Origin of the sequence: Salinibacter ruber DSM 13855 (assembly GCF_000013045.1) — a bacterium.
Lineage (GTDB): Bacteria > Bacteroidota > Rhodothermia > Rhodothermales > Salinibacteraceae > Salinibacter > Salinibacter ruber.
In genome coordinates this window covers 1081875-1105735 of sequence record NC_007677.1, presented here as the reverse complement: position 1 = coordinate 1105735, position 23861 = coordinate 1081875, and the positions used below count along the sequence as shown (strand labels likewise).

14 protein-coding genes, 1 tRNA gene and 1 pseudogene are annotated in these 23861 nt (G+C 66.7%); 6 read left to right on the top strand and 10 right to left on the bottom strand.

Translation table 11 applies throughout. The features are described 5' to 3' along the window. Positions 1-5: 5 nt before the first annotated feature. The 5 genes from SRU_RS04550 to SRU_RS04530 form a co-directional block, all read right to left on the bottom strand. Entirely contained in the window at positions 6-1835 is a 1830-nt protein-coding gene (locus SRU_RS04550) for a hypothetical protein (protein ID WP_011403623.1), read from the bottom strand. A 17-nt stretch (positions 1836-1852) separates the two neighbouring features. After that, the gene (locus tag SRU_RS04545) at positions 1853-2656 is read right to left on the bottom strand and encodes a protein phosphatase 2C domain-containing protein (RefSeq protein ID WP_011403622.1); all 804 of its coding nucleotides are present in this window, start codon (positions 2654-2656) and stop codon (positions 1853-1855) included. Between the two features lie 45 nt (positions 2657-2701). Continuing rightward, positions 2702-3568 (bottom strand): vWA domain-containing protein, encoded by an 867-nt coding sequence (locus SRU_RS04540; protein ID WP_103016583.1) that lies wholly within the window; start codon positions 3566-3568, stop codon positions 2702-2704. Positions 3569-3681: 113 nt separating this feature from the next. After that, complete coding sequence (locus SRU_RS04535; protein WP_164923526.1) at positions 3682-4503, bottom strand: tetratricopeptide repeat protein; 822 nt, start codon at positions 4501-4503, stop codon at positions 3682-3684. 61 nt (positions 4504-4564) lie between these two features. Further along, a complete protein-coding gene (locus SRU_RS04530; RefSeq protein WP_011403619.1) occupies positions 4565-5752 on the bottom strand; it encodes an ATP-binding protein in 1188 nt (395 codons plus the stop codon). Between the two features lie 183 nt (positions 5753-5935). On the opposite strand from SRU_RS04530, the gene SRU_RS04525 reads away from it, so the two are divergent. The 4 genes from SRU_RS04525 (at position 5936) to SRU_RS04510 (ending at position 8616) form a co-directional block, all read left to right on the top strand. Next, the gene (locus SRU_RS04525; protein ID WP_043552080.1) at positions 5936-6154 is read left to right on the top strand and encodes a hypothetical protein; all 219 of its coding nucleotides are present in this window, start codon (positions 5936-5938) and stop codon (positions 6152-6154) included. Between the two features lie 87 nt (positions 6155-6241). Continuing rightward, positions 6242-6315 (top strand) — tRNA-Met (locus SRU_RS04520). Between the two features lie 513 nt (positions 6316-6828). Further along, complete coding sequence (locus SRU_RS04515) at positions 6829-7506, top strand: potassium channel family protein (protein WP_011403618.1); 678 nt, start codon at positions 6829-6831, stop codon at positions 7504-7506. 726 nt (positions 7507-8232) lie between these two features. Then, complete coding sequence (locus SRU_RS04510; protein WP_237701952.1) at positions 8233-8616, top strand: response regulator; 384 nt, start codon at positions 8233-8235, stop codon at positions 8614-8616. A gap of 127 nt (positions 8617-8743) precedes the next feature. On the opposite strand, the gene SRU_RS04505 is transcribed toward SRU_RS04510, so the two are convergent. The 5 genes and pseudogenes from SRU_RS04505 to glgX form a co-directional block, all read right to left on the bottom strand. Beyond that, positions 8744-9637, bottom strand: a complete 894-nt coding sequence (locus SRU_RS04505; RefSeq protein WP_011403403.1) for an IS982 family transposase — start codon at positions 9635-9637, stop codon at positions 8744-8746. Continuing rightward, complete coding sequence (locus tag SRU_RS04500) at positions 9546-12311, bottom strand: M14 family zinc carboxypeptidase (protein WP_237701950.1); 2766 nt, start codon at positions 12309-12311, stop codon at positions 9546-9548. The genes SRU_RS04505 and SRU_RS04500 overlap by 92 nt, the downstream gene beginning before the upstream one ends. 161 nt (positions 12312-12472) lie before the next feature. Then, positions 12473-14338, bottom strand: a complete 1866-nt coding sequence (locus SRU_RS04495; RefSeq protein ID WP_237701949.1) for a carboxypeptidase-like regulatory domain-containing protein — start codon at positions 14336-14338, stop codon at positions 12473-12475. 363 nt (positions 14339-14701) lie between these two features. Further along, a pseudogene (locus tag SRU_RS04490) lies at positions 14702-15800 on the bottom strand (Gfo/Idh/MocA family protein). A gap of 139 nt (positions 15801-15939) precedes the next feature. Continuing rightward, on the bottom strand, positions 15940-18234 hold the full coding sequence (gene glgX, locus SRU_RS04485) for a glycogen debranching protein GlgX (RefSeq protein ID WP_011403613.1): 2295 nt from the start codon (positions 18232-18234) through the stop codon (positions 15940-15942). Between the two features lie 158 nt (positions 18235-18392). On the opposite strand from glgX, the gene SRU_RS04480 reads away from it, so the two are divergent. Further along, positions 18393-20384, top strand: coding sequence for an alpha-1,4-glucan--maltose-1-phosphate maltosyltransferase (locus SRU_RS04480; RefSeq protein ID WP_011403612.1), 1992 nt, complete (start codon positions 18393-18395; stop codon positions 20382-20384). A gap of 91 nt (positions 20385-20475) precedes the next feature. Next, on the top strand, positions 20476-23856 hold the full coding sequence (gene treS / locus SRU_RS04475) for a maltose alpha-D-glucosyltransferase (protein ID WP_164923524.1): 3381 nt from the start codon (positions 20476-20478) through the stop codon (positions 23854-23856). Positions 23857-23861 lie beyond the last annotated feature (5 nt).

The window sequence follows — 23861 nt, the reverse complement described above, 5'->3', positions numbered from 1 at the left end:
GCCCCTCACGCACGCTCCCACCACGAGCGGTCCTCGTCAACCGGCTCTGGGACCGGCACACGATCGGTGGACGACTCGGGACCGGGGCGCGGCGCGGGCGCGGGGGGCTCCTCCGTCCGGTCCGGCAGCGTGTCGATCCGAAGCAGGTAGCGCACGTAGCGCCCGATGCTCAGGTCCGGCATCTCGTCGAGCCGATCCTCGATGCGCTCGCGCTCTGTCCGCTGCGTCTGTATCTTCTCGCGGGTGCGGCCGATCTGGTCGTCGAGATCATCGATCCGGTGCTCGATGTAGCGTTGCAGGCGTCGCTCCTGGGCCGGGGACAGGGCATCCGGAATCTCGTCGGCGTACTTTTCCTCCAGCGCCGCCCGCCACATCTTAAGCCGGGCGCGGGCCCGGTCGCTGATGCGGCGCACGTCCTCGACTGCCTCGGGCGTGACCTCCGAGGCGGTACGGAGGTTGGCGGCCTTCAGCCGCACGACGTGCTTGTGGGTGAGCCCGTCGATGTCCCGCACCTCCCTGACAAAGTGGTGCTTCAGGCGGTCGTGGAGCGCCTTCGCCTGAATCTCCCGCAGGCGCTCCTGCCGCCGCTCGTCCATCGACGTGCGCAACTCCGCGCGCTTCTTCTGGAGGCTCTCGAGCTCCCGGTCGAGCTCCCGGATCGTGGACGCGAAGCGGTCGGCCTCCTGCTCCAGTCGGCGCCGGCGCCGGACGAGGGAGAGACGCCGGTACCGCGTCGCGACGATCCCCGCCCCCACGCCGATGCCGACCAGCAGCACCGCGGCGGCAGTGAGGCCCCCCCCCGCTGCGGCCAGCCCAAGAGCGACCCCTCCGCCCCCGATCGTCGCGGGCAGGAAGGCGCGGGCCACCGTGCTCCGCTCCGCCGCGTCGCGCCCCTGCCGCGCCCGGGACCGGGAGACCGAGACCTGACTTGGCTCCAGCCGCCCCTCCCGTACGTCCGCCAGGGGCGGCACGTCGGCGGGCTCCACGTAGCAGGCCGTCCGCAGCGCGTCCGTCAGCGCCCGGAGGGACTCGGTCTCGGCCAGGGCGTCGAAGAGGGGCGACTCTTCGGGGGCGTAGAAGTCGGCGTCGCGGAAGAGCAGGTTCTCCCCCGTGTCGTACTCATCCCACAGCTCGGGCCGGACGGCGCAGGCCCGCAGGGCGGCGTAGACGACGAGCCCGGAAAACCGGTCCAGGGCGGGCCCAAAGTCGGCGTCGGTGCGGTCGGGATGCTGGTAATTGCGGTGCCCCACCTCCGCGCTCGCCCGCCCCTCCAGCGCCGGCACATACATGGTATCGTAGTCGACGAGGCGAAGGCGCAGTGCCTCGCCCGCCGTTTCCACCAGTACATTCCCGTGCTGAAGGTCGCCGTGGGCCAGATCCATGTCTTCCAGGTCTGCCATCAGGCGGGCCCAGGCCTCCACCAAGCGATCGACCACATCGGGCCGGTCGAGGTGGTCCTCCACGAACCGGTTCAGGGTGGTGCCCCCGGTCCACTCCATTTTGAGCAATGGATACGCGTCCCCTCGCACCGAGATGCCCTCCGGCTGATACGCAAACTCGACGAACGCATCGTGGTCGACCGCGTCCAGGGCCTCGGCAACGGCCTCGTACCGGGCGTGCTGGGCGGGCCTCTCCGACAAAAAGCACTTGACCGCGTACCGCCCCCCTGGGTCCGTCGTCACCGGGAAGACGGCGGCGAACGACCCGGTGATGGGCTGCGGCAGGCCGAGCGCGTTGGTGCGGGGCGTACTGTCCTGGAGCTCAGGGTCCGCAAACGCCACGGCGGGGGCCTGGAGGGCCTCCTGGTACTCGCTCGGGGTGGGATAGCTGGACATGACGGGGCGTCTCGTCCCTACGATTGGTTCATGGGCGGTGCCGCCGTCTCCGGGCCTGGAGACGGTGGTTCGGTCACGTGTGCGACGAGGAGCGTGGCGTCGTCGTTGCGGAGCGTGTTCTCGGTACGCCCCTGCTCTACGGCCCGCCGAAACTGCTCCTCGTTCCACGCCCCGACCGTCGCGGGCCCGACGGGGGCCTCCGAATTCAGGAGCCAGGCGGCGACGGCGTCGGTGGCCAGCACAAAGGTATCGCCCGCGCGCCATTCTCCCGAGGCGGCCTCGGGCGTGGGCGGCGTTTGACTCGGACGGCTGGGGACGAGGGCGGGACGATTCGTGAAGGTCTCGCCCGCGTCGAAGGGCCAGCTCCGCACGAGGGCTTCGTCTCGCACCCGAAAGAGGCAGCAGTCCCCGACGCCCACGGCCCGCCACTGCCCCCCGGCCCGCAGCGACAGGCCCAGCAGCGTGGCGAAGGCGCCCTCCTCCGCCTTGGCCTCCACATACCAGGGGCGCCCTGCGGCGCGCTCACGGACCGCGTCCCGCCACGCCGCCTGCCACGCCGGGACGGCCCGGCGCAGGGCCTCGGGGGTGGTTGCGTCCTCCTCCACCACGCCGCACGCCAGGCGCTCGGCCCACGCCCCGGCGAAGGCCGATTCCGTCGCCCCATCGGCCACAGCGGCCCGGACCGGCCACGCCTCGGCCCGGACATGCGCCGCGTCCTCGTACGCGTCTGCGCTCGCATCGCCCTTCGACACGGCCCAGATACGGGCGTCCACCGCAGACGCGTCTCCCCCCGACGAATCGGGCCCTGCGGTCGCGCTCATGGACGCTCCTCATCGATGCATGGACTGGACGAAACCGTGCCTCCCTTACCGCAAGTTGCTCGGCCGCGTGCCGATTTCCAGGAATGTGACGAGCGAGACCGGGTCGGCGTTGAAGACGAACCCGCGCGTGTCGAGCGTCACGCTGTAGCCCTCCTGCTCGGCGGCGGACCGCATGGAGAACGGCAGGCGGCTCGACATCTGAAACAGCACCTCGGCGTACTCGTCGTCCGTTGGCACCTCGTCGGCGGCCGAGGGCAGCTCCACCGGCGCCTCCTCCGAGGCGGACAGGTGGATATTGAAGAGCAGCACCTCCCCGTCGTCGGTCGCGAACGAGCGGAGCTCCTGGGCGTAGCGGAGCGGATCGCCATCGGTCGCCTCCCCGTCGGTCACGTTCAGCACGATGGGCGGGAAGCTGTGCGGGTGCTGGTCGATCCAGTCGCGCACGGACTGGGCCGCCAGGTCGAGCGCCTGGCACATCGGCGTTCCGTTCTTGGCCTGCGGATCGAACCAGATCGGCGTTTTGACCCGCGTCTCCGTCGTGCCGCCGTCCCCGTCATCCACCTCCTTCACCCGCTGCTCCATGCGCTGGGGGCGGTCGGCAAGGTGACTGATGGGGACGAGCCCGGTGCCGGGGTCGTACTCCTCGGTCGGCTGGACCAGGCGCCGGACGCGCTGCCCGTAGCCGATGACGCCGACGTGGAAGTAGTCGCGCACCCCTTCCTCCTTAGCGCACCGCAGCACCAGATTCTGCAGGAGGTCGTTCACCGTATCGGCCAGCACGCGGGCCCGGCTGGGGGCGGCGTCGCCGGTCTTCTCCGCCCCGCCGAACGGCTCCTGCATCGACGCCGACTGGTCGAGCAGGAACAGGATTGCGGTGGGCTGCTGACGGCTAATTTCGGCGGAGTACGGCATGCAGGCGGGCGATTGGGCGACGCAGGCAACGGCTCAGAAGTGGCATCGACCGCCCCTGCCGACGTTCCGGACGCACTGTTAAAAACGCTCGATGTAAAAACGCCCGATGGCCTCTAGTCGAGGTCGTCGAGCAGCCGGCGGGCCTCGTCCTTGTACCGCGGGTCGAAGGGCTCCTCGGCCGGCATGTCGAGGACCGCCCGCAGCTCGCGCCGCGCCGCGTCCGGCCGGTCCATCTGCAGGTAGGTCTTGCCGAGCTCCAGGTGGTGGAAAATCCGGTCCCGGAGCTCCAGGGCGCGCCGAAAGTCCCGCACGGCCTGGTCGATCGAGGACTCGGGCAGCCCGCCGTACACGGTCTTGACGATGGCCCGCTGGACGAACCCGATGTCTTCCACCTCGCGGTGCCAGCGGCCCCGCGTGTGGTAGGCCCCGTCGAGCGTCGAGTCGATGGCGAGGGCCCGGTCCGCGTGGCGCTTGACCGCGCGGGACCGTTCGATGCGCTCGCGGGTGCCGGCATCCAGGGCCGCCCGCCCCTGGGCCACCGCCATTGCGAGGTGGGCCCGGGCGCTGGTCGAGTCCGCCGCCAGGCCGGCCTTCGCCACGTTGAGCGCATTGTTGTAGTACTGCGCCCGCACGTTCTCCTCGTCGGTGGACTGTCCGAGGTCGGCGTAGGTGTAGACGAGGCGCCACAGCACCGGGACCCGTTCGGGGTGCTGCTCGCGCAGCGACTGCAGGCGCTCCTGCGCGGCCGGGAAGGCGCCCGCTCTACGGAGGCTGTCAACCACTGCGAGGGCGTCCTCAAGCTCCGGCTTGGCCGCGTCGGAAGACTGGGCCCGCGCCGACGACGCAAGCGCGCTCCCCAGCAGTAGCCCCGCTAGGGCCATCGCAAACGCCGGCCCCCAGCGCACCGGCACAGAAATACGGAACGAACGGCCCATGACAACAAGAAGCCAATTGGCGAGTGGATCAACGGGCCCGCCCTGTCGGTGGACTCGGACTCTAGGCGGGTGCTAGGCGTTCGGCCTCGGAGAGCGGCACGTACAACGACTCAACCTCCTGCCCACGCATCGCCCGGGCCAGTCCCTGGGCAAGGGCCGTGAGGACCAGCGCGACGCGCACGTTGCGCTCGGCCAGTTCCATCGCCTCCTCCACGAGCGTCACCATGCCCTCCAGGTCGGCGTCGGGCAGGTTGTTGCAGAAGCGGGCCACGGCCTCCTTTTGGTCCACATTCACCAGAGGGGCCTCCTCCCCCATCGTGCGGTACAAGAGCAGATCGCGCATCCAGCGCAGCATAAGCCGAAGCACACTCTTCACGCGCTCGCGGCCCTGGCTCTTCAGTTCTTGAATGCACGAGTCGAGCGACTCCACCTTTTGCGTGTAGGCCGCCCGGAAGTAGTCGAGCACCAGCTCGCGGCTGGTCATCAGGGCGTCGTTCTCCGCCAGCTCAAGGGCCCGGCTGTAGGACCCGTCCGCCATGCGTGAGAGCATCGAGGCCTCGTCCGGCGCCATGTTCTCACGGTCGACGAGGGCCTGCTCGATCGTCTCCGGCAGGAGCGGGTCGAACCGCAGCTGCTGGCACCGCGACAAAATCGTGGGCAGCAGCTGCTCGGGTCGGTTCGTCGTGAGCAAAAAGACGGTCTGCGGGGGCGGCTCCTCCAGCAGCTTCAGAAACGTGTTGGCCGCCTCCTCCCGCATTTTCTCGGCGTCGATGAGGACGTTGACCTTGTACGCCCCTTCCCCCCGCGCCAGGCTCATGGGCTGGATGATGTCCTGCCGCACCTGGTCGATGCGGTAGTAGACCTGCTGGTTCGACGTCTCGGACGGGTCGGCGAGCGAGGGGCGGCGCACATAGTCAATCGCCGCGTACGGGTTGTCGCCGAGGCGGCGGATCCGCTTTCCCATGTCTTCTTCGTCACGGTCCTTCTCCTGGCTCCAGGGGTGCGGCAGGTTGACGTGCACGTCCGGGTGGACCATGCGCCGGGTCTTGCGGCAGGTCGGGCACGCGTCGCAGGCCTCGTCGGCCTGTTCGGGACACTGCAGGGCCCGGGCCATCTCGTAGGCGACGGCCCGCTTGCCCACCCCGTCGGGCCCGTGCAACAGATAGGCGTGGGCCACCCGCTCCTGGGTGAGGGCCCGGCGCAGCGTTTGAACAACCCGCTCCTGGTCGAGAACAGAACTCCAGGCCATCGGACGTGCGTGTGGCGTCTGTGTGGGGATGACTGGAACACACAACGTACGACCCAGGGGCTACGAGGACAACCCCAGACCGGCCCCCCGCCCATGGACAGGGCCCCGAACACAGCCGCATGGCCCCCGTGGAACGAGGCGGCATCCTCACACACGCAATGGTGCACCCGTCCCCTCCGCCCCGTGGACTCTCATCGTGGTTTCCAATTTCACGCGTACCGGCCCAACGCCCCCCACACCGACAAGCATGCCCTCCGGGCCACGCGGGGACGCATCACGCTGTTCGTGGAGGTCTCGGACGGCGAGCTGCCCAGCGGCTGGCACCTGCGCGACGTGCTGCGCCACGAGATCAACCGCCTCATGGACCCGGCGACGCTCCGCCACGTCGACCACCTCAACTAAACAGGGACGCGGTGCCGTCCACTTCTTTTTCACCGCACGCCGGAAACACCCGACGCGCAGTCGGGCATACAAACCAGTGGTCTTAGCGGCGTGGTAGCTCAGTTGGTTAGAGCGTCGGATTCATAACCCGGAGGTCGAGGGTTCAAATCCCTCCCACGCTACCGGTACTGTCCCTTCCGAATCCCGCCTTGGTCGCTCCCGAGGCGGGTTTTTCTATTCCCACGGGGACATTGGAATCGACAGAGATTCCCTTCCCGAATTGCATACGGCTGCTGTGTCTCTTCCCGTCCTCCTCATATCCAACAGCGGAGTTCGCGGGAGACGGCACAGTTAGCGGTCCGTGCGTCCTCTCTTGCCCCGGTCAGGGTGCCGCCGTGATCCAGCCACACGCGACGCGTATCTTGCGGTGCGGGTTACGTCTGCGGCGGGGCGGAACGGACGGCCTCAATTCTTTTTCTTCTTGTCTGCGTTCGGTTAAGTCTATCTGTGTTTTCGAGACAAGCGTGGACTGGACGCACGACCGCCCCAGGCGCTAGAAGCGGGTCCCCAATCTCGTCCAGTCAAGCCTGACGGCAACGAGAGCAGCCCCCGCAAAGGCCCCACACGGGAAAGAAGGGGATGGAGACGGGGCAAGCACAACTCATTGGCCGCTCACGTCCACATACCGACCTGCCATGGGCGTATCGCACTACCGGGAGCACACCCTCAATGTGATCATCGCAGGCGGGGGGCGAGTGGGGCGGGAGACGGCCACGCTCATGACCGCGTACGGCCACCGGGTCACGATTATCGAACAGGACCCGCGCATCACCCGGGTGCACTCGGGGCGGCGCGAGGACGTCACGTTCGTACAGGGGGACGCGACAGAGGCAGAGACTCTCACTTCTGTCAACATCCGGGAAGCGGACGTCTTCCTCGCCCTGACCGACGACGAAACGACGAATGTTGCCATCTGCCAGCAGGCGGCAAATTTTGCGCCGGATACCCGCTGCGTGGCCCGGAGCCACCGCCCCCCCGCTGCCACTGGCAATCCCGACGGCGTGGAGGCGTTCGTCTTTCCCGAGCGTGCTGGGGCGCGCGTCGCGGTCGGCCGGGTGTTCGGGGCCCCGGTTCAGCCCATTACCGATCTCTCAACCCGGTTTGAACTTGTCGAGATTGAGGCGAAGCCCGGCGCCCCGGCCGTCGGCAGATCGCTCGAGGAACTCGACCTGCCCACGAAGGCCACCGTCATCACGGACCTCGGGACCGAAGACCTGGCCGATGGGGACATGGTGATCGAGGCCGGCCGCCAGTACATGATCGCCACCCGTCCCGACGCCGTGGACGACCTAAAAGAGCTATTCTGGGAGTGAGGTCGGGGCCCCGCTACCGACGCAATGGCGTGGCCCGAGGCGGCTGCCGAATCCACGAACGGCCCCCGACACGGCCCCGGACGTGGACGAGGACCTCGAGTATTGCGTCCCGGACACACGGTCGGAGATTCTGCCCCCCCTCGGGCAGTGCGTCGAGGACCGGGCCGGAGAGGCCAGCTCAAGCCCGCCATGCTCGCGACCGTGCGTCCTGCGGAACGCACGCGCCAGGCACGCCGGTGTGGGGCCATTGAAACGGAGATGACCTGCACCGCATCCGTCGCAGTTTACTGGACAGTGCAATCAAGCCTCCCTGAGGGGCCCGCATCGAGGTTCGCGGGACACACAATCAGGATGCGGTGCCGGGAGCCGCGCCCACCGGCATCGGCACGGGCCCGGAGCGAGTGCCAGCCCTCTTCAAGGCGTTCAAGCAGGTGTCCGCAAGCACGAATCGGGGTATCGGACTGGGCCCATCGGTACGATCGAGGTGAATGCCCAGAGGGCAAAACCGTGCTTCCCCCTCCGGTTTTCCGACGCCTCTTCTTCGGCCTAGCGGCTTTCCCCCTGCGGATGCGACGCCCCTTCTTTCAGTTCTCATTTTGTTCAGGGGATTATTTTCCCAGACCGACCCCCAACGTTATGAGCATATGAGGGATGGAACGATTCCCGTAGATCATATATTGCGTCCTATAGATTTTACATTTCATAAGGTTGGGCCGCAGTCATTTCATGAACACATCCGATCCCCCGCGGATCTTGTCGGTCGAGGACAACCCGGACACCCGTCTCCTTTTGGAGCACACGCTACAAGGCGAATACGACGTTACCGTCGTCCCGAACGTGGAGGAGGCGCTCGACCACATCGCGACGAACTCGTTCGATCTTCTCCTCCTGGACATCAACCTCAGCGAGAAAGACGGGGGGGTAGAGCTCCTCCACACGATCCGGAGCCGGGAACACATCGACGACATTCCGGCCGTCGCGGTCACGGCCTTCGCCATGCCTGGGGACCGGGACGACTTTCTCCAGGAGGGGTTCGACGAGTATGTCGGCAGGCCCTTCACTCGGGACCGGCTGGTGGACACCATCGAGGACGCCTTGCCGGCCGGGTAGGCCGGCCCTCAGGGGCCATCCCGGCCCCTCCATGCCCTTTCAGTCCACCAGTCCCGGCACGAGCATCACGGCGTTCTGCATCATGCGGCTCGGGCCGCGCCAGAACATGCGGTACTGCGTATGCGAATCAGGGGTTGAGAGCGAGAAGGAGCATCGCGGCGGCGAGCCGACCAAACGCGTGAACCAACAGTCCCCGGTAAGAACGCACCTTCGAGGCCCGCTGAATGCCGGTTTTCTCGTTGATCCAGTTGAAAAGCGACTCGATCGGCTGCCGAAGCCGACTTACAGCCTCGGAAAACAGCTTATCTGCCGCTGGAAGGGTCTTCTGGCCTTTTTCCCTCTTGACCGGAGTCAGTAGATCGAGGTTCTGGTCTTCGGCAAGTCGCTCTTTGAGCGGCCCGTCGCAGTAGGCCTTATCTCCGCAAAGGACTCCATCTTCGATGAACGGCAATACCCGCCGGAGAGCGCGAAGGTCGTTTTCGCTTCCAGGCGTCAGCCCGGCCCGCTCCGGGACTGGAAGCTCCTCAGATCTGCGTTCCACGACAAGATGGAGTTTCACGCCGTGATAGAAGGTATCCTTCGAGGAGCAGTAACCGACCGATGCGAGTCGATCGGAGGCCACCATTGCCTGAGAGGCCCGCTGCCCTTTCGCCAGCATAATCGGCATCGAATCGGCGATGCGAATCCTCCCGTCGCGGATCTTTTCGCAACCAACTTCTGAGAGGGCTTCTTCAACCAACGGAGCAAAAACGGCGCTCAGCCGATTCAGGCGTCGGTTGTAGCTCTGATAGGAAGGCAGTTCGGGAAACCATTCCGAAAAGTGGTCCTCGACGTACTTGTGAATCTCGCTGATGGTCGTCCGCTTTTTGATGAGTCCGAAGACGTAAATTGTCAGCACCTCCTCGTCGGTAAAATCCGGCTGGTCGTTGTTACTCTGCCGCTGGGCCGCTTCGGCGAGCCGTCCCCGGTAGCGCTGACAGATGAACAGGTAGATCCGAATGAGCGTAGAGGTAGTGTCCATGTCGCCAAGGGCGGCTTATCAGAAAGATGTTGGTTGCACCTTTCTTCAAGCCGCTTGCGGCGACGTGGTTTATCTCAACCCCTGATTGGCATTGCGTATTGTCGACGAGGAAGACGACCCGCCCGTCCCCCATCGCGACCGTGCCGGCAAAGGACTTGCCCGCCATCTGTTGCAGGTTCGCCTGCGAAGCGTAGCCGCTCACGAGCAGCTCCTCGGTGTCCCTCGCGTAGTGGCCGGCCGTCTGGAGGTCTGGGCTCGGCTCCAGGCCAGAGACGCCGTATTTCAGCGTGTAGACCGCGTCCCCAATCCCGTAGGTGAGCGGATGGGTGGCGTCGAGGCGGCCGGTGAGGGCCGCGCCGGGCACATAGTCGAGCCCGCTTGAATCGTCCCGCGCCGCGTACGAGGTGTACGGCCCGATGGGACTATCGGTCGTGTCCGGCAGTGCCTCCACGCCCGTAAGGCCGGATCCGTCCGCCGTCAGGAACCGGGCACTCTCTTCGGTGCCGACGAGCGTACCGCCGTCGCGCACCCACTCACGCAGGGCGTCGACGCGGGTGGAGTCGAAGACCGCGTCGAGCCCGTAGCCGCCGGGCAGGATGAGCACGTCGAGCGCGTCGAGGGAGGCCTTCCCGTAGCGGGCGTACCGCCCCTCCCCGGTGGCCGACTCCTCCAGGTTGGACGTTCGGATGCGGGTGATGGGCAGCTCGGTCTCCTGGTCGAACAGGTACCAGATCTGTCCGCTCGTGTAGGTGGAGAAGGGCTGGTCGACGAGCATGCCCACCTCGGGGGGCTTCACCGGGGCATTGTCGGCCGACCCCAGGTCGGGTCCCTCCGCCATGCGACCGGTATCCAGCCCGACGATCTCAACGCCGGCCTCCGACGCGATGCGCCGCATGTCGGCCGCCGGGTCGTCGTGGTCCGGATTGCGCCCCAAAAGAACGACGAGGGAGCCGGCCCCGAACGATCGGGGCCCGGTGCTGAACGGCTCGTGGGCCGCCCGCACCCGGTACCCGGCCTCCCAGAGCGCCGACAGGGCGCGCGGGGCATGCCGTTGGTTCCACTCCACGACGAATGCGTACCGCGCATCGGGATTCGTGACGCCGCTGTCCGGCGTGGGGGCCGTCTCTACGACCTCCGTTTCGGCCCCGACCGACTCGCGCGTGCTGTACGCCTCCAGGTTGTAGGCCAGCGGGGCCGACCACGTGGACATGTCGTACATGACCGAGTCCTGAAACGCCACCTGGCGCTGCAGGAGCGTGTTCACGAAAAGGTGGCGCGGCTGGTCGGTGGGCACGACGTACGCCCCGGCCTCCACCCGACGATCCGCTCGCTCGCCGGTGCGGTAGTCGAGCGCATTGTCGAGGCGGGTGGCTTCCGTCGTCCGCGCCACCTCGACGCCGTGGTGGCGGAGCATGTCGAGCACGTCGTAGAGGTAGCCGGTTCCCCGGTCGTCGGGAAAGACGTAGGCGGCGGTCTCGATCGTGTTGCTTGCCTGCGAGTGGGCATTGAGGTCATATTCTAGAAGTGCCCGCCGGTTCTGGACGGACGCCTCGATCGTCGCCAGCGAGGTGGCGTAGTGGTCGTGCACGCGCTGGCGGAAGGTGAGCGTGTAGCCGTCGTTGTTCTCGACGGCCCGCCCCGCCCCGATGCCGGCCTGCTCGGTCAGCATGCCGATGCCCCCCATCACGCTAGGGTAGGACGATCCGTAGCTGGGGTAGAAGAAGTCGAACGCCTCGCGGGTGAAGTAGGCGACCTGGTTCTGGTCGAACGCCTCAATGTTGGCGCGCCCGAAGGTGTCGGCCCAGGCCACGTAGCGGTCCGGCAGGATCGGGTTGCGCGGCGTGGTGCCGGGCATGGTGAAGTAGTGGTCGTTGTATCCCTGCTCGTGGTAGTCGGCGTGCACCTGCGGCATGAACTCCTGGTACACGCCGGTCAGGCCCTCCATCTCGGGGTGCACGTTCCACACCCAGTCGCGGTTGAGGTCGAACCAGTAGTGATTGGTCCGCCCCTGCGGCCACGGCTCGTCGTGGACGATGTCGGCCGGCTCGGTGGCCACCTGCGCCCGTTGCATCGAGCGGGCCCAGTAGACGTAGCGGTCGCGGCCGTCGGGGTTGACGGTCGGGTACATGATCACGACCGCGTCTTGCAGGAGCGCCCGGGTGCGGTCGTCCCGCGCCGCGGCGAGGCGATAGGCCACCTGCAGGGCCGCCTCGGTCGAGGCCGGCTCGTTGCCGTGGATGTTGTAGCTGTAGGAGACGAACACCGGCTGGTTCTGGAGAAGCCGGTCTCGGGCCGACGCCGACAGGCTCGCCGGGTCCGAAAGGCGCCGGCTGTTGCGCTTGAGCTGATCGAGACGCCCCTGGTTTTGTGCGCTCGTAACGACAAGATAGGGCAGCGTGCGGTCCTCGTAGGTCTCGCCGTAGGTGCCCATCCGAACCCGGTCGGACGCGCCGGCCAGCGTGCGCAGGTAGTCCACCGCGTCGGCGTGGAGGGTAAACTGCGTGCCCATTTCGTAGCCGAGCGCGTCCTCGGGCGCGGGGATGCTGCTGTCGTAGGCGAGGTCCGGGTCAAACGAGAAGCGCTCCGGCGTCAGGTCGGTGGGCTGGGCCCCGGCGGGGCCCGCCACGAACAGGACGGCGAGCACGATCGAGAGGCGGCGGAGCGGGAACGGCATGGGGTGGGGACGCTCATCGAAAATGATAACAACCGGACACAAGGTGAGAACGAGCGTCCCCAGTCGCAAGGGACCGGTGCCGGCCGCCCCGCTTCCATCCCGTCCGATTCGCCCCTGAACGGGCCACCGTCCGCCCGGGACTCCGCCCCCTCTCTGAAGCCCTACCCTTTGCAAAAGGCGATCTGGTCGTGTCGGTTGCTCGGAACGCGATCGCCGTTTGTGAGCAACACCCCCACCGATAGGGTCACGACGTACGCGCAGTTTTTCAGCTCCTCGACTTTTTTGCCCCCGGAGATGTTTTGGAAATCGATCGATCCGTACAGGTTTTCGTCCCGACTCCCGTTCACATTCGGGTCACTGGGCGTGGGAGACGTGCGGTACGGGCCGCCGGGCCCCTCCACCGTGATCCCGACGTTTCCCAGGTTCGGATGCGCCGCGGTGAAGCGTACATTGAGGGCGTCCTCGATGCCCTCGCACCCGCCGCTTCCCAGCTCTTTGAGATTGACCATCGCCACGGCAAGCCCGTCGTCGACCGGCTCCCCCATCCAGTTGGGGTGACGGACATAGTCGTAGAGCCGATTGTTGATCGCAATGTTTTCGAGGTGACCCACCTCCGTGGACGCGCTGGGACTCGAGTTGGGCGGGTTTTCTCGGACGAGCATCTTGATCTCGAAATGCTTGTTCTGCACGAGGGAGACCCCAGAGGGGGCCTCGGCACTCTCCCCCGCGTCGATGCCGGTTAGGTCGACCGCGGGCGTAAACGTCGCCAGCGTCCGGGAGTCCAGTTGGATCTGGTTGTGATTCGGCACGAACGACCCATCCCCACTAAAAATCCCCGACTTTTGGGGCATCGGGATCCAGTTCCCGTTGAAAGTGACACCCACTTCATCGGAATCAGGTGTTCCCCCCACGACGTAATCTTTGGTGCGGATGCGCGGGGGCGAGACGGAAGTTTCCACCTTCTCGAGCGTCCCAATCTTCATCTTGCGGAGCTGAGAGGGCGTCACGTTCTTCCAGGACGACGCCCCCCGCTCTCGGTACTGAAACTTGTACTCCAGGGGGTTTCCGTTTAGGGTCTTCGACATGATCCCATTCAGTCGGAGGGTGCGATGGAAGGCCCGTCCGCCGCGTACGGTCTCCCCCGTGCCTGCCGGGCCGCTGTCGATGTCCGTCTGAAAGTCGTACCCGCCCACTTGGGTGAAGGCCGGGTAGACTTCAGGATCCGGGTCGTCGGGCTCCTCGTCGAGGCAGAGGTCCACACAGAAGCAGGGCCCGGCATTCTCCCGGCTGCTCCTTCGTCCCGCAGACGGGTCTTCGGAGAGGAGCGGCTGCCCGGCGGGCGTCTCCACCCGAAAATACAGGTCGGGGCCGCCCACCAGTTCAACGTCGATGACGGTGCCGGGCTCGAAGTCCTGCTGCAAATAGTCGATGCGAAAGCGGCCATTTCCGTCGGTGGTCGCAATCCCGACCTCATCGTCCTGAATCCAGTCCCGATCGAACGCAATGACCGTCACGCCCTCCACGGGGGCGCCCGTCTCGCAGAGGGTTACGTCCCCGCAGATCGTCCAGGCCCCGAACTGCCCACGAACCTGGCACCAGAACCGTTCGGGAATGCAGTACTCCCAGCCAAATCGAGCGCCCTCTTCGCCCTTGCGCCACTGGGGCTGGAGGGTGGTGATACTCACCTGCAGCGGGCCTGCCTCCGTGCCCTCCGGCATCCCGGGGACCGATTCGAGGTACACGTCTACCTCGATGGCGTCCCCGTCGTAGTCGACCTCTTCGTCGAGCACAACGTTGAAGCGGCCCTCCGAATCGAGGTCCGCCTCGACCAAGAGACGATCCGCCTTTTGTTCTGCCTCCGCCGCATCGAGAATCTGATGCGTGTGTTTGGTGTCCGCGGTCGCACGGGCGACGACTTGATCGTCCCCGTCTTTGGGTCGGTAGAGCCGAAGGGTAGCGTGTGCCAGGTCCTCCTGACAGTCCGAACAGAGTTGTCCGCAGAGGTGTCCGAAAAACGTGTATCGCATGGCTCGTAGTAGACGACGATTGAAGTGCATGTCCGGCGAGAAGTGCGGCCCAACCACTCATGAGCCGTTTGTGTGTTAGGCACGTGAAGATGTTGTTTATAACTTGCCGCCGTTTGGTTCTTCAAATCTTCACTATTTGGCGACACCAGAAGCGTTTCGCCGGATCCGGCCGGGTGCAGCGCTTTCAGCGCGGAATCGACAACGGGCCCTCGACGATTCGATCCGGCCTGCTCCGGCCAGAAAGAGATGTGGGTCGGACCGAAGAGAAGAGCCAGGCGCAACGGCGCCGGACGGGGGCAGACGCGTTTTCCGGACGCGATGGATTCCGGACGCGATGGACCGGCCGGCCCATCGCATCGTGCCTTAAAGCTCCATTCTTGCTCCGTCGTTCGCGGAGGATTCCATGATGGCCCGCACAACCCGAACGTCGGCGAGCCCCTCCCTGCCCGGGACCAAGGGGGCATTGTCGTTTTTGATGGCTCGGGCGTCGTTGTCCATCTGCCGGGCCTGCTGGTCGGTCGGGTCGGGGGGCAACCGGGTCCCGTCGCTGGTCGTCCCCTGCACGCCGGAGTAGGCCTGAAAGGGGCGCAGCTGATACCCCCCCCTCCGTGCACTCCACCTTGAGGTAGTTCATCGACGCGCCGAAGCTGGCCGTTCCCGTCGCCGTCACTCCCCCCGGAAACTCCAGGGTAAACTCCGCAAACTCGGGCACCTCGCTGTAGATCTCGTCGCGCTCGGACCAGGTACGCCCCGTCACGGCAACCGGCTCCATGCCGGTGGCGTAGCGGGCCGCGTTGATGGGGTAGACGCCCATGTCGTAGAGCGCACCGCCCCCACGCTCGGCGTCCCGACGCCAGTCGTCCGGATCGGGGGGCGCTCCGTCGTAGCCCGCGGCGGTCGCGACGGAGGTGACCGCGCCGTACGTCTCGTCTTCGCCGTACCGGATGATGGTTTGGGTGTTGGGCTCGTGCTGCATCCGGTAGCCGACGGTGAGCTGGACCCCATTCTTCTCGGCGGCATCGATCACGGCGCGACACTCGCTCGCGGTCATGGCCATCGGCTTCTCGCACCAGACGTGCTTCCCGGCCTCGGCGGCCTTGATGGCGTCCCGCGCATGGAAGCCCGGCGGGGTCACGACATACACCACGTCGAGGGCGGCGTTGTTGGAAATCTCGGGCAGCGTGTCGTAGCTGTAGACGTTCGAGTCCGGAATGTCGTACCGCCGCTGCCACCTCGGAATCTTCTCCGGAGAGCCGGTGACAATGCCGCGCAGCGCGCAGTGCTCGGTCTTCTGGAGCCCGGGGGCCAGTTGGGTCTTGGCGTAGTTGCCGAGGCCACAGAGGGCCACCCCGAGGACCTCGTCTCGATCAGGAAGGAGAACGGACGGAACGCCCACCGTCGACGCGGCCACGGTGGTGCCCGCACGCTCAAGAAACTCTCGGCGGGAGAGGGAGTCGGACATGCCGTGCGGAGACCGGTTGGGGAGCGCAGCGAAGTCCGTCGGACCCGGGGCGGCGGCGCCCGGCCGCGCATGAACAAGAAGGCGCGCGGTCGGGGTGTGTTCTGTGGAGCGGAACGACACGAGGGGGCGCCGGCGCGCACTACGGCTCCGCCCGAAGGACCAGGAGTCGATGGGGACGCAGCGTCAGGACGCCCCCCGGCTCAACGGGGCCCGGATCGTCCAGAAACTCGGCCAGCTCCGGCACCACGTGCCAGGCCGCGCAGTGCACATCGTCGAGTTCGTTGGTTTCCGCCGGCACCTCAACCTCGACCGGCGCCCCGCCCTGGTTCATGAGCACCAGGAACGAGTCGTCGGTCCGGGGCCGGCCCTGCGAGTCGGGCGCCAGGTTCTGCCCACGGAGCAGGTACCCGAAGGCGTGCAGGCCCTCGTCGTGCCAGTCTCCGTCCGTGATCTCACGGCCGTCGGGGTGCCACCAGAGCACGTCGCCGGAGCCGTCCGACTCGTCGACCGGGTCCAGAAAATGCCGTCGCCGGAAGCTCGGATGCTCCTGCCGGAACGCCGTGAGTCGCTGGACGAACTCGAGGAACTTCTGCTCGCGTTCGTCGAGGTCCCAGTCGTACCAGCTGATCTCGTTGTCCTGGCAGTAGGGATTGTTGTTGCCCCGACGGGTGTGGGACAGCTCATCCCCGCCCAAGATCATGGGCACGCCCTGTGACAGCAGGAGCGTGGCCATGATGCTGCGCTTGCGCCGCTCCCGGCGCTCGATCACCTCCGGATCGTTGGTGGGGCCTTCCACCCCGCAGTTCGTCGAGTGGTTGTCGTCGTGGCCGTCCTCGTTGCCCTCCTTGTTCTCCTCGTTGTGCTTCCGCTCGTAGCTCACGAGGTCCTGCAGCGTGAAGCCGTCGTGGGCCGTCACGAAGTTGATGGACGCGAACGGGCGGCGGCCCGACCGCTCGTAGAGGTCGCTGGAGCCGGTGACCCGGGTGGCCACGTCCCCGTTCATCCCGCGGTCGCCCCGCCAAAAGCGGCGGATGGTGTCGCGGTAGCGGCCGTTCCACTCGGCCCACTGCCACGGGAACGACCCGACCTGGTAGCCGCCGGGCCCCACGTCCCAGGGTTCCGCAATGAGCTTGACCTGGCTCAGCACCGGGTCCTGCTGCACCACCTTGAAGAAGGAGCCGAGCATGTCCACGTCGTACAGCTCGCGCGCCAGGGCCGAGGCCAGGTCGAACCGGAAGCCGTCGACGTGCATCTCCGTCACCCAGTAGCGCAGGCTGTCCATGATCATCTGCAGGACGTACGAGTCGCCGGGGTCGAGCGTATTGCCCGTCCCGGTGTAGTCCATGTAGTAGCGCTCGTCGTCGGGGTTGAGCTTGTAGTAGGTCCGGTTGTCAACGCCCCGCCACGAGAGCGTGGGGCCCATCTGGTTGCCCTCGCAGGTGTGGTTGTAAACGACGTCGATGATGACCTCAAGCCCCGCGTCGTGCAGGGCACGGACCATCATCTTGAAGTCACGCACCGCGCTCGTCGGGCCGTTGGCGGCGTACTCCGGCTCCGGCGCGAAGTAGGAAAGGGTGTTGTAGCCCCAATATTCCCGCAGGCCCTTCCGGAGCAACTCCCGGCGATGCAGCTTGGCGTGCACCGGCAGGAGCTGCACCGTGGTGACGCCGAGGGTCTTGAGGTGATCGAGCACCGGCTCGGACGCCATGCCCAGGTACGTGCCCCGCAGCCGTTCGGGCACGTCCGGGTGCTTCTGCGTCATCCCTTTCACGTGCGTCTCGTAGATGAGGGTGTCCTGCCACGGAATCTCGGGGGACTGGTCGTTGCCCCAGGCGAAGGTCTCCTCCACCACCGCCGCGAGGGGGGCGTGGGGGGCACTGTCCTGCGTGTTGAACGAACGGTCGTCCTCCTCGGCGTCCACGTCGTAGCCGAAGAGGCTGTCGTCCCAGCGGAGGGGGCGCCCGATGGCCTTCGCGTAGGGGTCGAGCAGGACCTTGTTGGGGTTGAACCGGTGCCCGTTCGCCGGGTCGTAGGGGCCGTAGACGCGATATCCATAGAGCTGTCCGGGACGCACGTTCGTGACGTAGCCGTGCCAGATGGGGCCGGTGTGCTCCGGCAGCTCGAACGTGACGGCCGGCTCGCGGTCGTCCGCGTCCTCGAAGAGAAGGAGTTCAACCCGGTCGGCGTGGGCGCTGTGCAGGGCAAAGTTGACGCCGATGCCGTCCCACGTGGCCCCCCGTGGATAGGGCTTGCCGGGTTGAATGTGACGGTCGCCCCGATTCTGCGGGCTCGTGTCGATCGATGAGGGAGAAGACGCGTCCATACAGCACAAGGACAACTCAAAAGCGCAGAGCAGTCTGCAGCGCTCAACGTGAACCACAAAAATCAGGCCGCAGACCTCGGATACAATGAGCCCAACCGGCCACAGTTGCATCTACGGCTTCGGCGCCTGTGGCCCTCATGTTGGGATTTCTGTCCCCCAATGCGTAGCGTGTATATCCGCCGTCGCCCCCTGCTCCCCGCATCTCGCTCCTGCCCCACGCCAGCATGGCCTCTTCTGCCACGTCGCCGCCCGCGTCGCCCGATCCGACCATGCCCAAGTCTTGGTCCCGGGTCGTCATTTCATCGGTGGCCCCCGCCATTGACGGCGGGCAGTGGCCCATCAAGCGGGCCGTGGGGGAGCAGGTAGAGGTAACCGCCGGCGTCCTGGTGGACAGCCACGACGCCCTCGCCGTAGAGCTCGTGGTCCGCCACGCGAGCGAGGAGACGGAGCACGTCACCCGCATGCCCCACGTCGAAAACGACGAGTACGCCGGCGCCTTCGAGGTGTCGGCCCCCGGCCGCTACCTGTACCGCGTGCGGGCCTGGATCAACCGCTTCGCCACGTGGCAGGATCAATTTCGACGCCGGGTGGAGGGCGGCGAGCCGCCGTCCGAGATCGAGAGCGAGCTGACCGCCGGGGCGTCGCTGCTCGACGAGGCCGCCGAACACGCCCCCGAGGACGACCGGGAGATGCTGACGGCCCACATCGAGGCCTTCGAGAACGGCAACGCGGAGGCGGCCCTCGGGGACGAGATCGCCGAGCTCGCGCGCCGCCACGCGCCCCACCACCAGCAGACGAGCAGCGCGACCTACGAGGTATTCGTGGACCCGGAGCGCGCACGCACCGGCGCATGGTACGAGTTCTTCCCGCGCTCCGTCCGGGACGACGACGAGCACGCCACGCTCGACGAGGCCGCCGAGCGGCTGCCGCGCATCCAAGAGATGGGCTTCGACATCGTCTACCTTCCCCCGATCCACCCCATCGGCGAAACGAACCGGAAGGGCCCGGACGATGCCCCCGAGGCCGGCCCCGACGATCCGGGCAGCCCGTGGGCCATTGGCGGCTTTCTGGCGGACGGCTCGAAGGGGGGGCACAAGAGCGTCCACCCCAAGCTGGGCGGCATCGAGGCGTTCGACCGGTTCGTCGAGACGGCCCACGACCTGGGCCTGGAGGTCGCCCTCGACGTCGCGTTCCAGTGCTCCCCCGACCACCCCTACGTCGAAGAGCACCCCGAGTGGTTCTACCACCGACCGGACGGCTCCCTCCGCTACGCCGAAAACCCGCCCAAGAAGTACAAGGACGTCCACCCCATCAACTTCGAAACGGAGGCGTGGCCCGCGCTCTGGGCGGAGCTGAAGAGCGTCTTCGAGTACTGGATTGACCACGGCGTCACGACCTTTCGCGTGGACAACCCCCACACCAAGCCGTTCGCCTTCTGGCAGTGGTGCCTGCGCGAACTCCGCGAGGACACCCCCGAGCTCGTCGTCCTATCGGAGGCCTTCACCCGGCCCAAGACGATGTACCACCTCGCCAAGCTCGGCTTCAACAACTCCTACACCTACTTCACCTGGCGCAACACGCCCGACGCGCTCGAAGCATACGGCGAGGAGCTGTTCCACACCGAGGCGGCCGAGTACTTCCGCCCCAACTTCTGGCCCAACACGCCCGACATCCTACACGACGAGCTGGTCGACGGGGGGCGCCCCGCCCACAAGAGTCGGTTCGTCCTCGCGGCGACGATGTCCAGCACCTACGGCGTCTACGGCCCGCCCTTCGAGCACGTCGACACCCAGCAGCGCGACCACAAGGAGGAGTACGCCCGGAACGAAAAGTACGAAATCCGCACCTGGGACTGGAACGACCCCACGTCGCTCCAGCCATTTATGGCGCGGGTGAACCGCCTCCGCAACGAAAACCCCGCCCTGCAGCAGACGCGGTCGATTCGGTTCCTCGACACGCAGCACCCGGACCTGATTGCCTACAGCAAGGCCGCCGGGGACAACCTGATCGTCGTGGTCGTAAGCCTAGATCCCCACAGCGAGTGCGAGGGCCAGCTCGTGCTGCCCATCCACGACCTCGGCCTGCCGGCCGACGAGGCCTTCTCCGCCCACGACCTCCTGCACGACGCCCACTACACCTGGCAGGGGACTCATCACTACCTCCGCCTTTCCCCCGACCGCCCCGCACACATTTTCCGGCTCGAACCGGCCGGCACGAGCGAGCAGACGCACGCCGCCTACGATCGCCTCGTGCACGCATAGCGGCGTTCGAACGTTGGCAGGTGGACCGTTTTCACGTTCGGCCGTCAACGTACCAACCTTCAACGTTCCAACCTTCCAACGCAGTACCCGAATGCCCGACGACTTCCTCGACGACCCCCTCTGGTACAAGGACGCCGTCATCTACGAGCTGCACGTCCGCAGCTTCTACGACTCGAACAACGACGGCTACGGGGACTTTCAAGGGCTTCGCGAAAAGCTGCCCTACCTCGAATCACTGGGCGTCAACACCCTCTGGCTGCTCCCCTTCCTGGAGAGCCCGCTCCGGGACGACGGCTACGACACCGCCGACTACTTCAAGGTCCTTCCGATCCACGGCGACCTCGACGACTTCCGGGCCTTTCTCGACGACGCCCACGCCCGCGGCATGCGGGTCATCACAGAACTGGTGCTGAACCACACCTCCGACCAGCACCCCTGGTTTCAGGAGGCGCGCGACCCGGACTCCGACAAGCACGACTGGTACGTCTGGAGCGACACGGACGAACGGTACGACGATGTCCGTGTCATCTTTACCGACACGGAGGATTCGAACTGGGCGTGGGACCCGAAGGCGGAGAAGTACTACTGGCACCGCTTCTTCTCCCACCAGCCCGACCTCAATTTCGACAACCCTGAGGTCCGGGAGAAGATGAAGGAGGTCATGTTCTTCTGGCTCGACATGGGCGTGGACGGCCTCCGGCTCGACGCGGTACCCTACCTCTTCGAACGGGAGGGCACCAGCAGTGAAAACCTGCCCGAGACGATCGCCTACGTGAAGGAGTTGCGCGCCGCCGTGGAGGAGCGGTACGGCCCCGGCAAGGTGCTCCTGGCGGAGGCGAACCAGTGGCCCGAGGACACGCTTCCCTACTTCGGCGAGGACGCGGAGGGGGAGAGCACCGGCGTGCAGATGGCCTTCAACTTTCCCGTCATGCCGCGGCTCTACATGGCACTGCGGCGCGAGAACCGACGGCCGGTCGTGGAGATGCTCGACCTGACCAGCGGCATCCCCGACGACGCGCAGTGGGCCCTCTTCCTCCGCAACCACGACGAGCTCACCCTCGAAATGGTGACCGACGAGGAGCGGGACTACATGTACCACGAGTACGGCGCCGACGACCGCTTCCGCATCAACGTGGGCATTCGGCGCCGCCTGACGCCCCTGCTCGGGGGCGAGCGCCGCCGCATCGAGCTCATGAACGCGTTGCTGCTGAGCCTCAAGGGAAGCCCCATCATCTACTACGGCGACGAGATCGGAATGGGCGACGACCCCTTCCTCGGCGACCGCAACGGGGTGCGCACGCCCATGCAGTGGAGCCCCGACAAGAACGGCGGCTTCTCGCGGGCGCCGCACCACAAGCTGTTCATGCCGCCCATCAACCGGGGCAAGTACAGCTACGAGTTCGTAAACGTGGAGGACGCGGAGGCGGACCCGTACTCGCTGCTCCACTTCATGCGCCGCCTTATTGCCCTCCGGCAGCAACACAAAAACATCTTCGGCCGGGGCAGTCTCGAACTCCTGCCCGTGGAGAACCAGTCCATCCTCGCGTTTCTCCGCGAGTACGAGGGCGAGCGCATTCTGGTGGTGAACAACCTGTCCCGCTTCACGCAGTCGGTCCACATTCCGGCCCGGGAGGACCTGCAGGGCCTGGCGCCGGTCGAGCTGTCCGGCCAGTCCGCGTTCCCGCCCATCGAAGACGACGACTATCACCTGACCGTTGGCCCCCACCACTTCTACTGGTTCAAGCTCGTGCCCAAAGAGGACGTACAGCGCGACGACACCCGCCGCAGCGGCCTTCAGCCCCTCGAGGACAAGAACGGCCGCACCCGTCCGGTGCTGCCGGTCGCCGAGGGCCTGCAGAACGTCCTCGTGCCCACGATGGCGCAGCGCCGCGGCCCCGAACAGATCGAGGCGCTCCTCCCCGAGTTTATCAACGAGCAGCGCTGGTTCGGCGGCAAGGGCGAGGGCATCGAAGGGGTCGAGGTCGAGGACGCGGTGCGCCTCCAGAGCGACCCCGTGGTCTACCTGTCGGTGCTCCGGGTCGACCTGCCGGAGGACACGTCGTTCTACACCCTGCCCCTGATGGCGGCCCCCGAGCCGGAGGCCTCCGACATTCTCGACGAGCACCCGAACGCCACCCTGGCGTGGCTGGAGGTGGAGGACACCGAGGAGCGACGGCTCGTCTACGACGCCACGGTCAACCCTCGGTTCTGGGCCACCCTCTTCCGCTGGTGGCAGCGGGGCGGCACCGGGCGCTCGCTGAAGGGGCTCTACACGGCCGAGCCGTCCGAGGCGATGGGCGATGCCCCTCCCGACGACGTGCGCCTCCTGACCGGCGAGCAGAGCAACACCTCGGCCATCGTCAACAACGACTATTTCCTCAAGCTCTACCGCCGCCTGGAGGAGGGCCCCAACCCCGAGAAAGAGCTCCTGGAGCACCTCACGGACATCGACTTTACGTTTTCGCCGCGGCTTCACGGCACGCTCAACTTCCGGCGTCGCCACCGCCAGTACACCCTTGGGGTGCTTCAGGAAGCCCTGGCGGTGGATGCCGACGCGTGGAGCTACACGCTCTCCTGCACGACCACCTTTCTCGACCGCGTCGAAAATTCGCCGTTCCCGCACGAGCAGGCCAAGAACACGGGCCCGTCGGCGGATGGCCCGCAATGGACGGCGGACCGCTTCTCGGACGCGACGGTGCCGGTGTGGCTCGAAGAGCTCGCCCCCGAGTTGATCTCGTTCGCGCGGACGCTCGGGGTGCGCACCGCCGAGATGCACCACGCGCTGGCCCAGGCCGGGGGCGACGAGATGCGCCCCGTTGAGGCGCCGACGGATGCGGGGGCGGAGCTGGGCACGCGCATCCGGACCGAGATGGAAGAGACCCGCGCACTTCTGGATCGGCAGCCGGACCGGGTCTCCGGGCACGTGCCGTCCGACCCGGCGTGGAGTGCGGCCCGCGATCGCCTCGCCCCCCTCGACGACGTGCCCGGAACCCACGACCGCATCCGAATCCACGGCGACTATCATCTCGGCCAGCTTCTCCGGGCCGAGGGCGACATTTATGTCCTCGACTTCGAAGGCGAACCGACCCGCCCCCTCGACGAGCGGCGGCGGCGCAAGAATGCACTGCGCGACGTCGCGGGCATGCTTCGGTCCCTGGAGTACGCCGTTCTCGCGTCCTGGCAGGACCACGCCGACGTGGACCCGGACTACGAGCCGTGGATCGACGCGCTGCTCTACTGGACGGAGACCACCTTCCTCGACGCCTACGCCGACACGACCGGCGACGCCGCCTTCCTTCCGGCCGCCCCCGCCCGCTACTCGTTCCTCTGGGCCTTCCTGCTCGACAAGGCCCTCTACGAGGTCCGCTACGAGCTCAACCACCGTCCCGACTGGGCCTGGCTTCCGCTGCACGGCCTCCACCGCCTGCTCGCCCCTCGGGACGCGACCGCTTCCGACCCCCTCGACGCCTGATTCCT

What these genes read in the sequence shown, in the direction of transcription:
- SRU_RS04550 (WP_011403623.1), bottom strand. Translation starts at nt 1,835, where the DNA reads ATGTCCAGCTATCCCACCCCGAGCGAGTACCAGGAGGCCCTCCAGGCC.
- SRU_RS04545 (WP_011403622.1), bottom strand. Translation starts at nt 2,656, where the DNA reads ATGAGCGCGACCGCAGGGCCCGATTCGTCGGGGGGAGACGCGTCTGCG.
- SRU_RS04540 (WP_103016583.1), bottom strand. Translation starts at nt 3,568, where the DNA reads ATGCCGTACTCCGCCGAAATTAGCCGTCAGCAGCCCACCGCAATCCTG.
- SRU_RS04535 (WP_164923526.1), bottom strand. Translation starts at nt 4,503, where the DNA reads ATGGGCCGTTCGTTCCGTATTTCTGTGCCGGTGCGCTGGGGGCCGGCG.
- SRU_RS04530 (WP_011403619.1), bottom strand. Translation starts at nt 5,752, where the DNA reads ATGGCCTGGAGTTCTGTTCTCGACCAGGAGCGGGTTGTTCAAACGCTG.
- SRU_RS04515 (WP_011403618.1), top strand. Translation starts at nt 6,829, where the DNA reads ATGGGCGTATCGCACTACCGGGAGCACACCCTCAATGTGATCATCGCA.
- SRU_RS04510 (WP_237701952.1), top strand. Translation starts at nt 8,233, where the DNA reads ATGAACACATCCGATCCCCCGCGGATCTTGTCGGTCGAGGACAACCCG.
- SRU_RS04505 (WP_011403403.1), bottom strand. Translation starts at nt 9,637, where the DNA reads ATGGACACTACCTCTACGCTCATTCGGATCTACCTGTTCATCTGTCAG.
- SRU_RS04500 (WP_237701950.1), bottom strand. Translation starts at nt 12,311, where the DNA reads ATGCCGTTCCCGCTCCGCCGCCTCTCGATCGTGCTCGCCGTCCTGTTC.
- SRU_RS04495 (WP_237701949.1), bottom strand. Translation starts at nt 14,338, where the DNA reads ATGCGATACACGTTTTTCGGACACCTCTGCGGACAACTCTGTTCGGAC.
- glgX (WP_011403613.1), bottom strand. Translation starts at nt 18,234, where the DNA reads ATGCAACTGTGGCCGGTTGGGCTCATTGTATCCGAGGTCTGCGGCCTG.
- SRU_RS04480 (WP_011403612.1), top strand. Translation starts at nt 18,393, where the DNA reads ATGCCCAAGTCTTGGTCCCGGGTCGTCATTTCATCGGTGGCCCCCGCC.
- treS (WP_164923524.1), top strand. Translation starts at nt 20,476, where the DNA reads ATGCCCGACGACTTCCTCGACGACCCCCTCTGGTACAAGGACGCCGTC.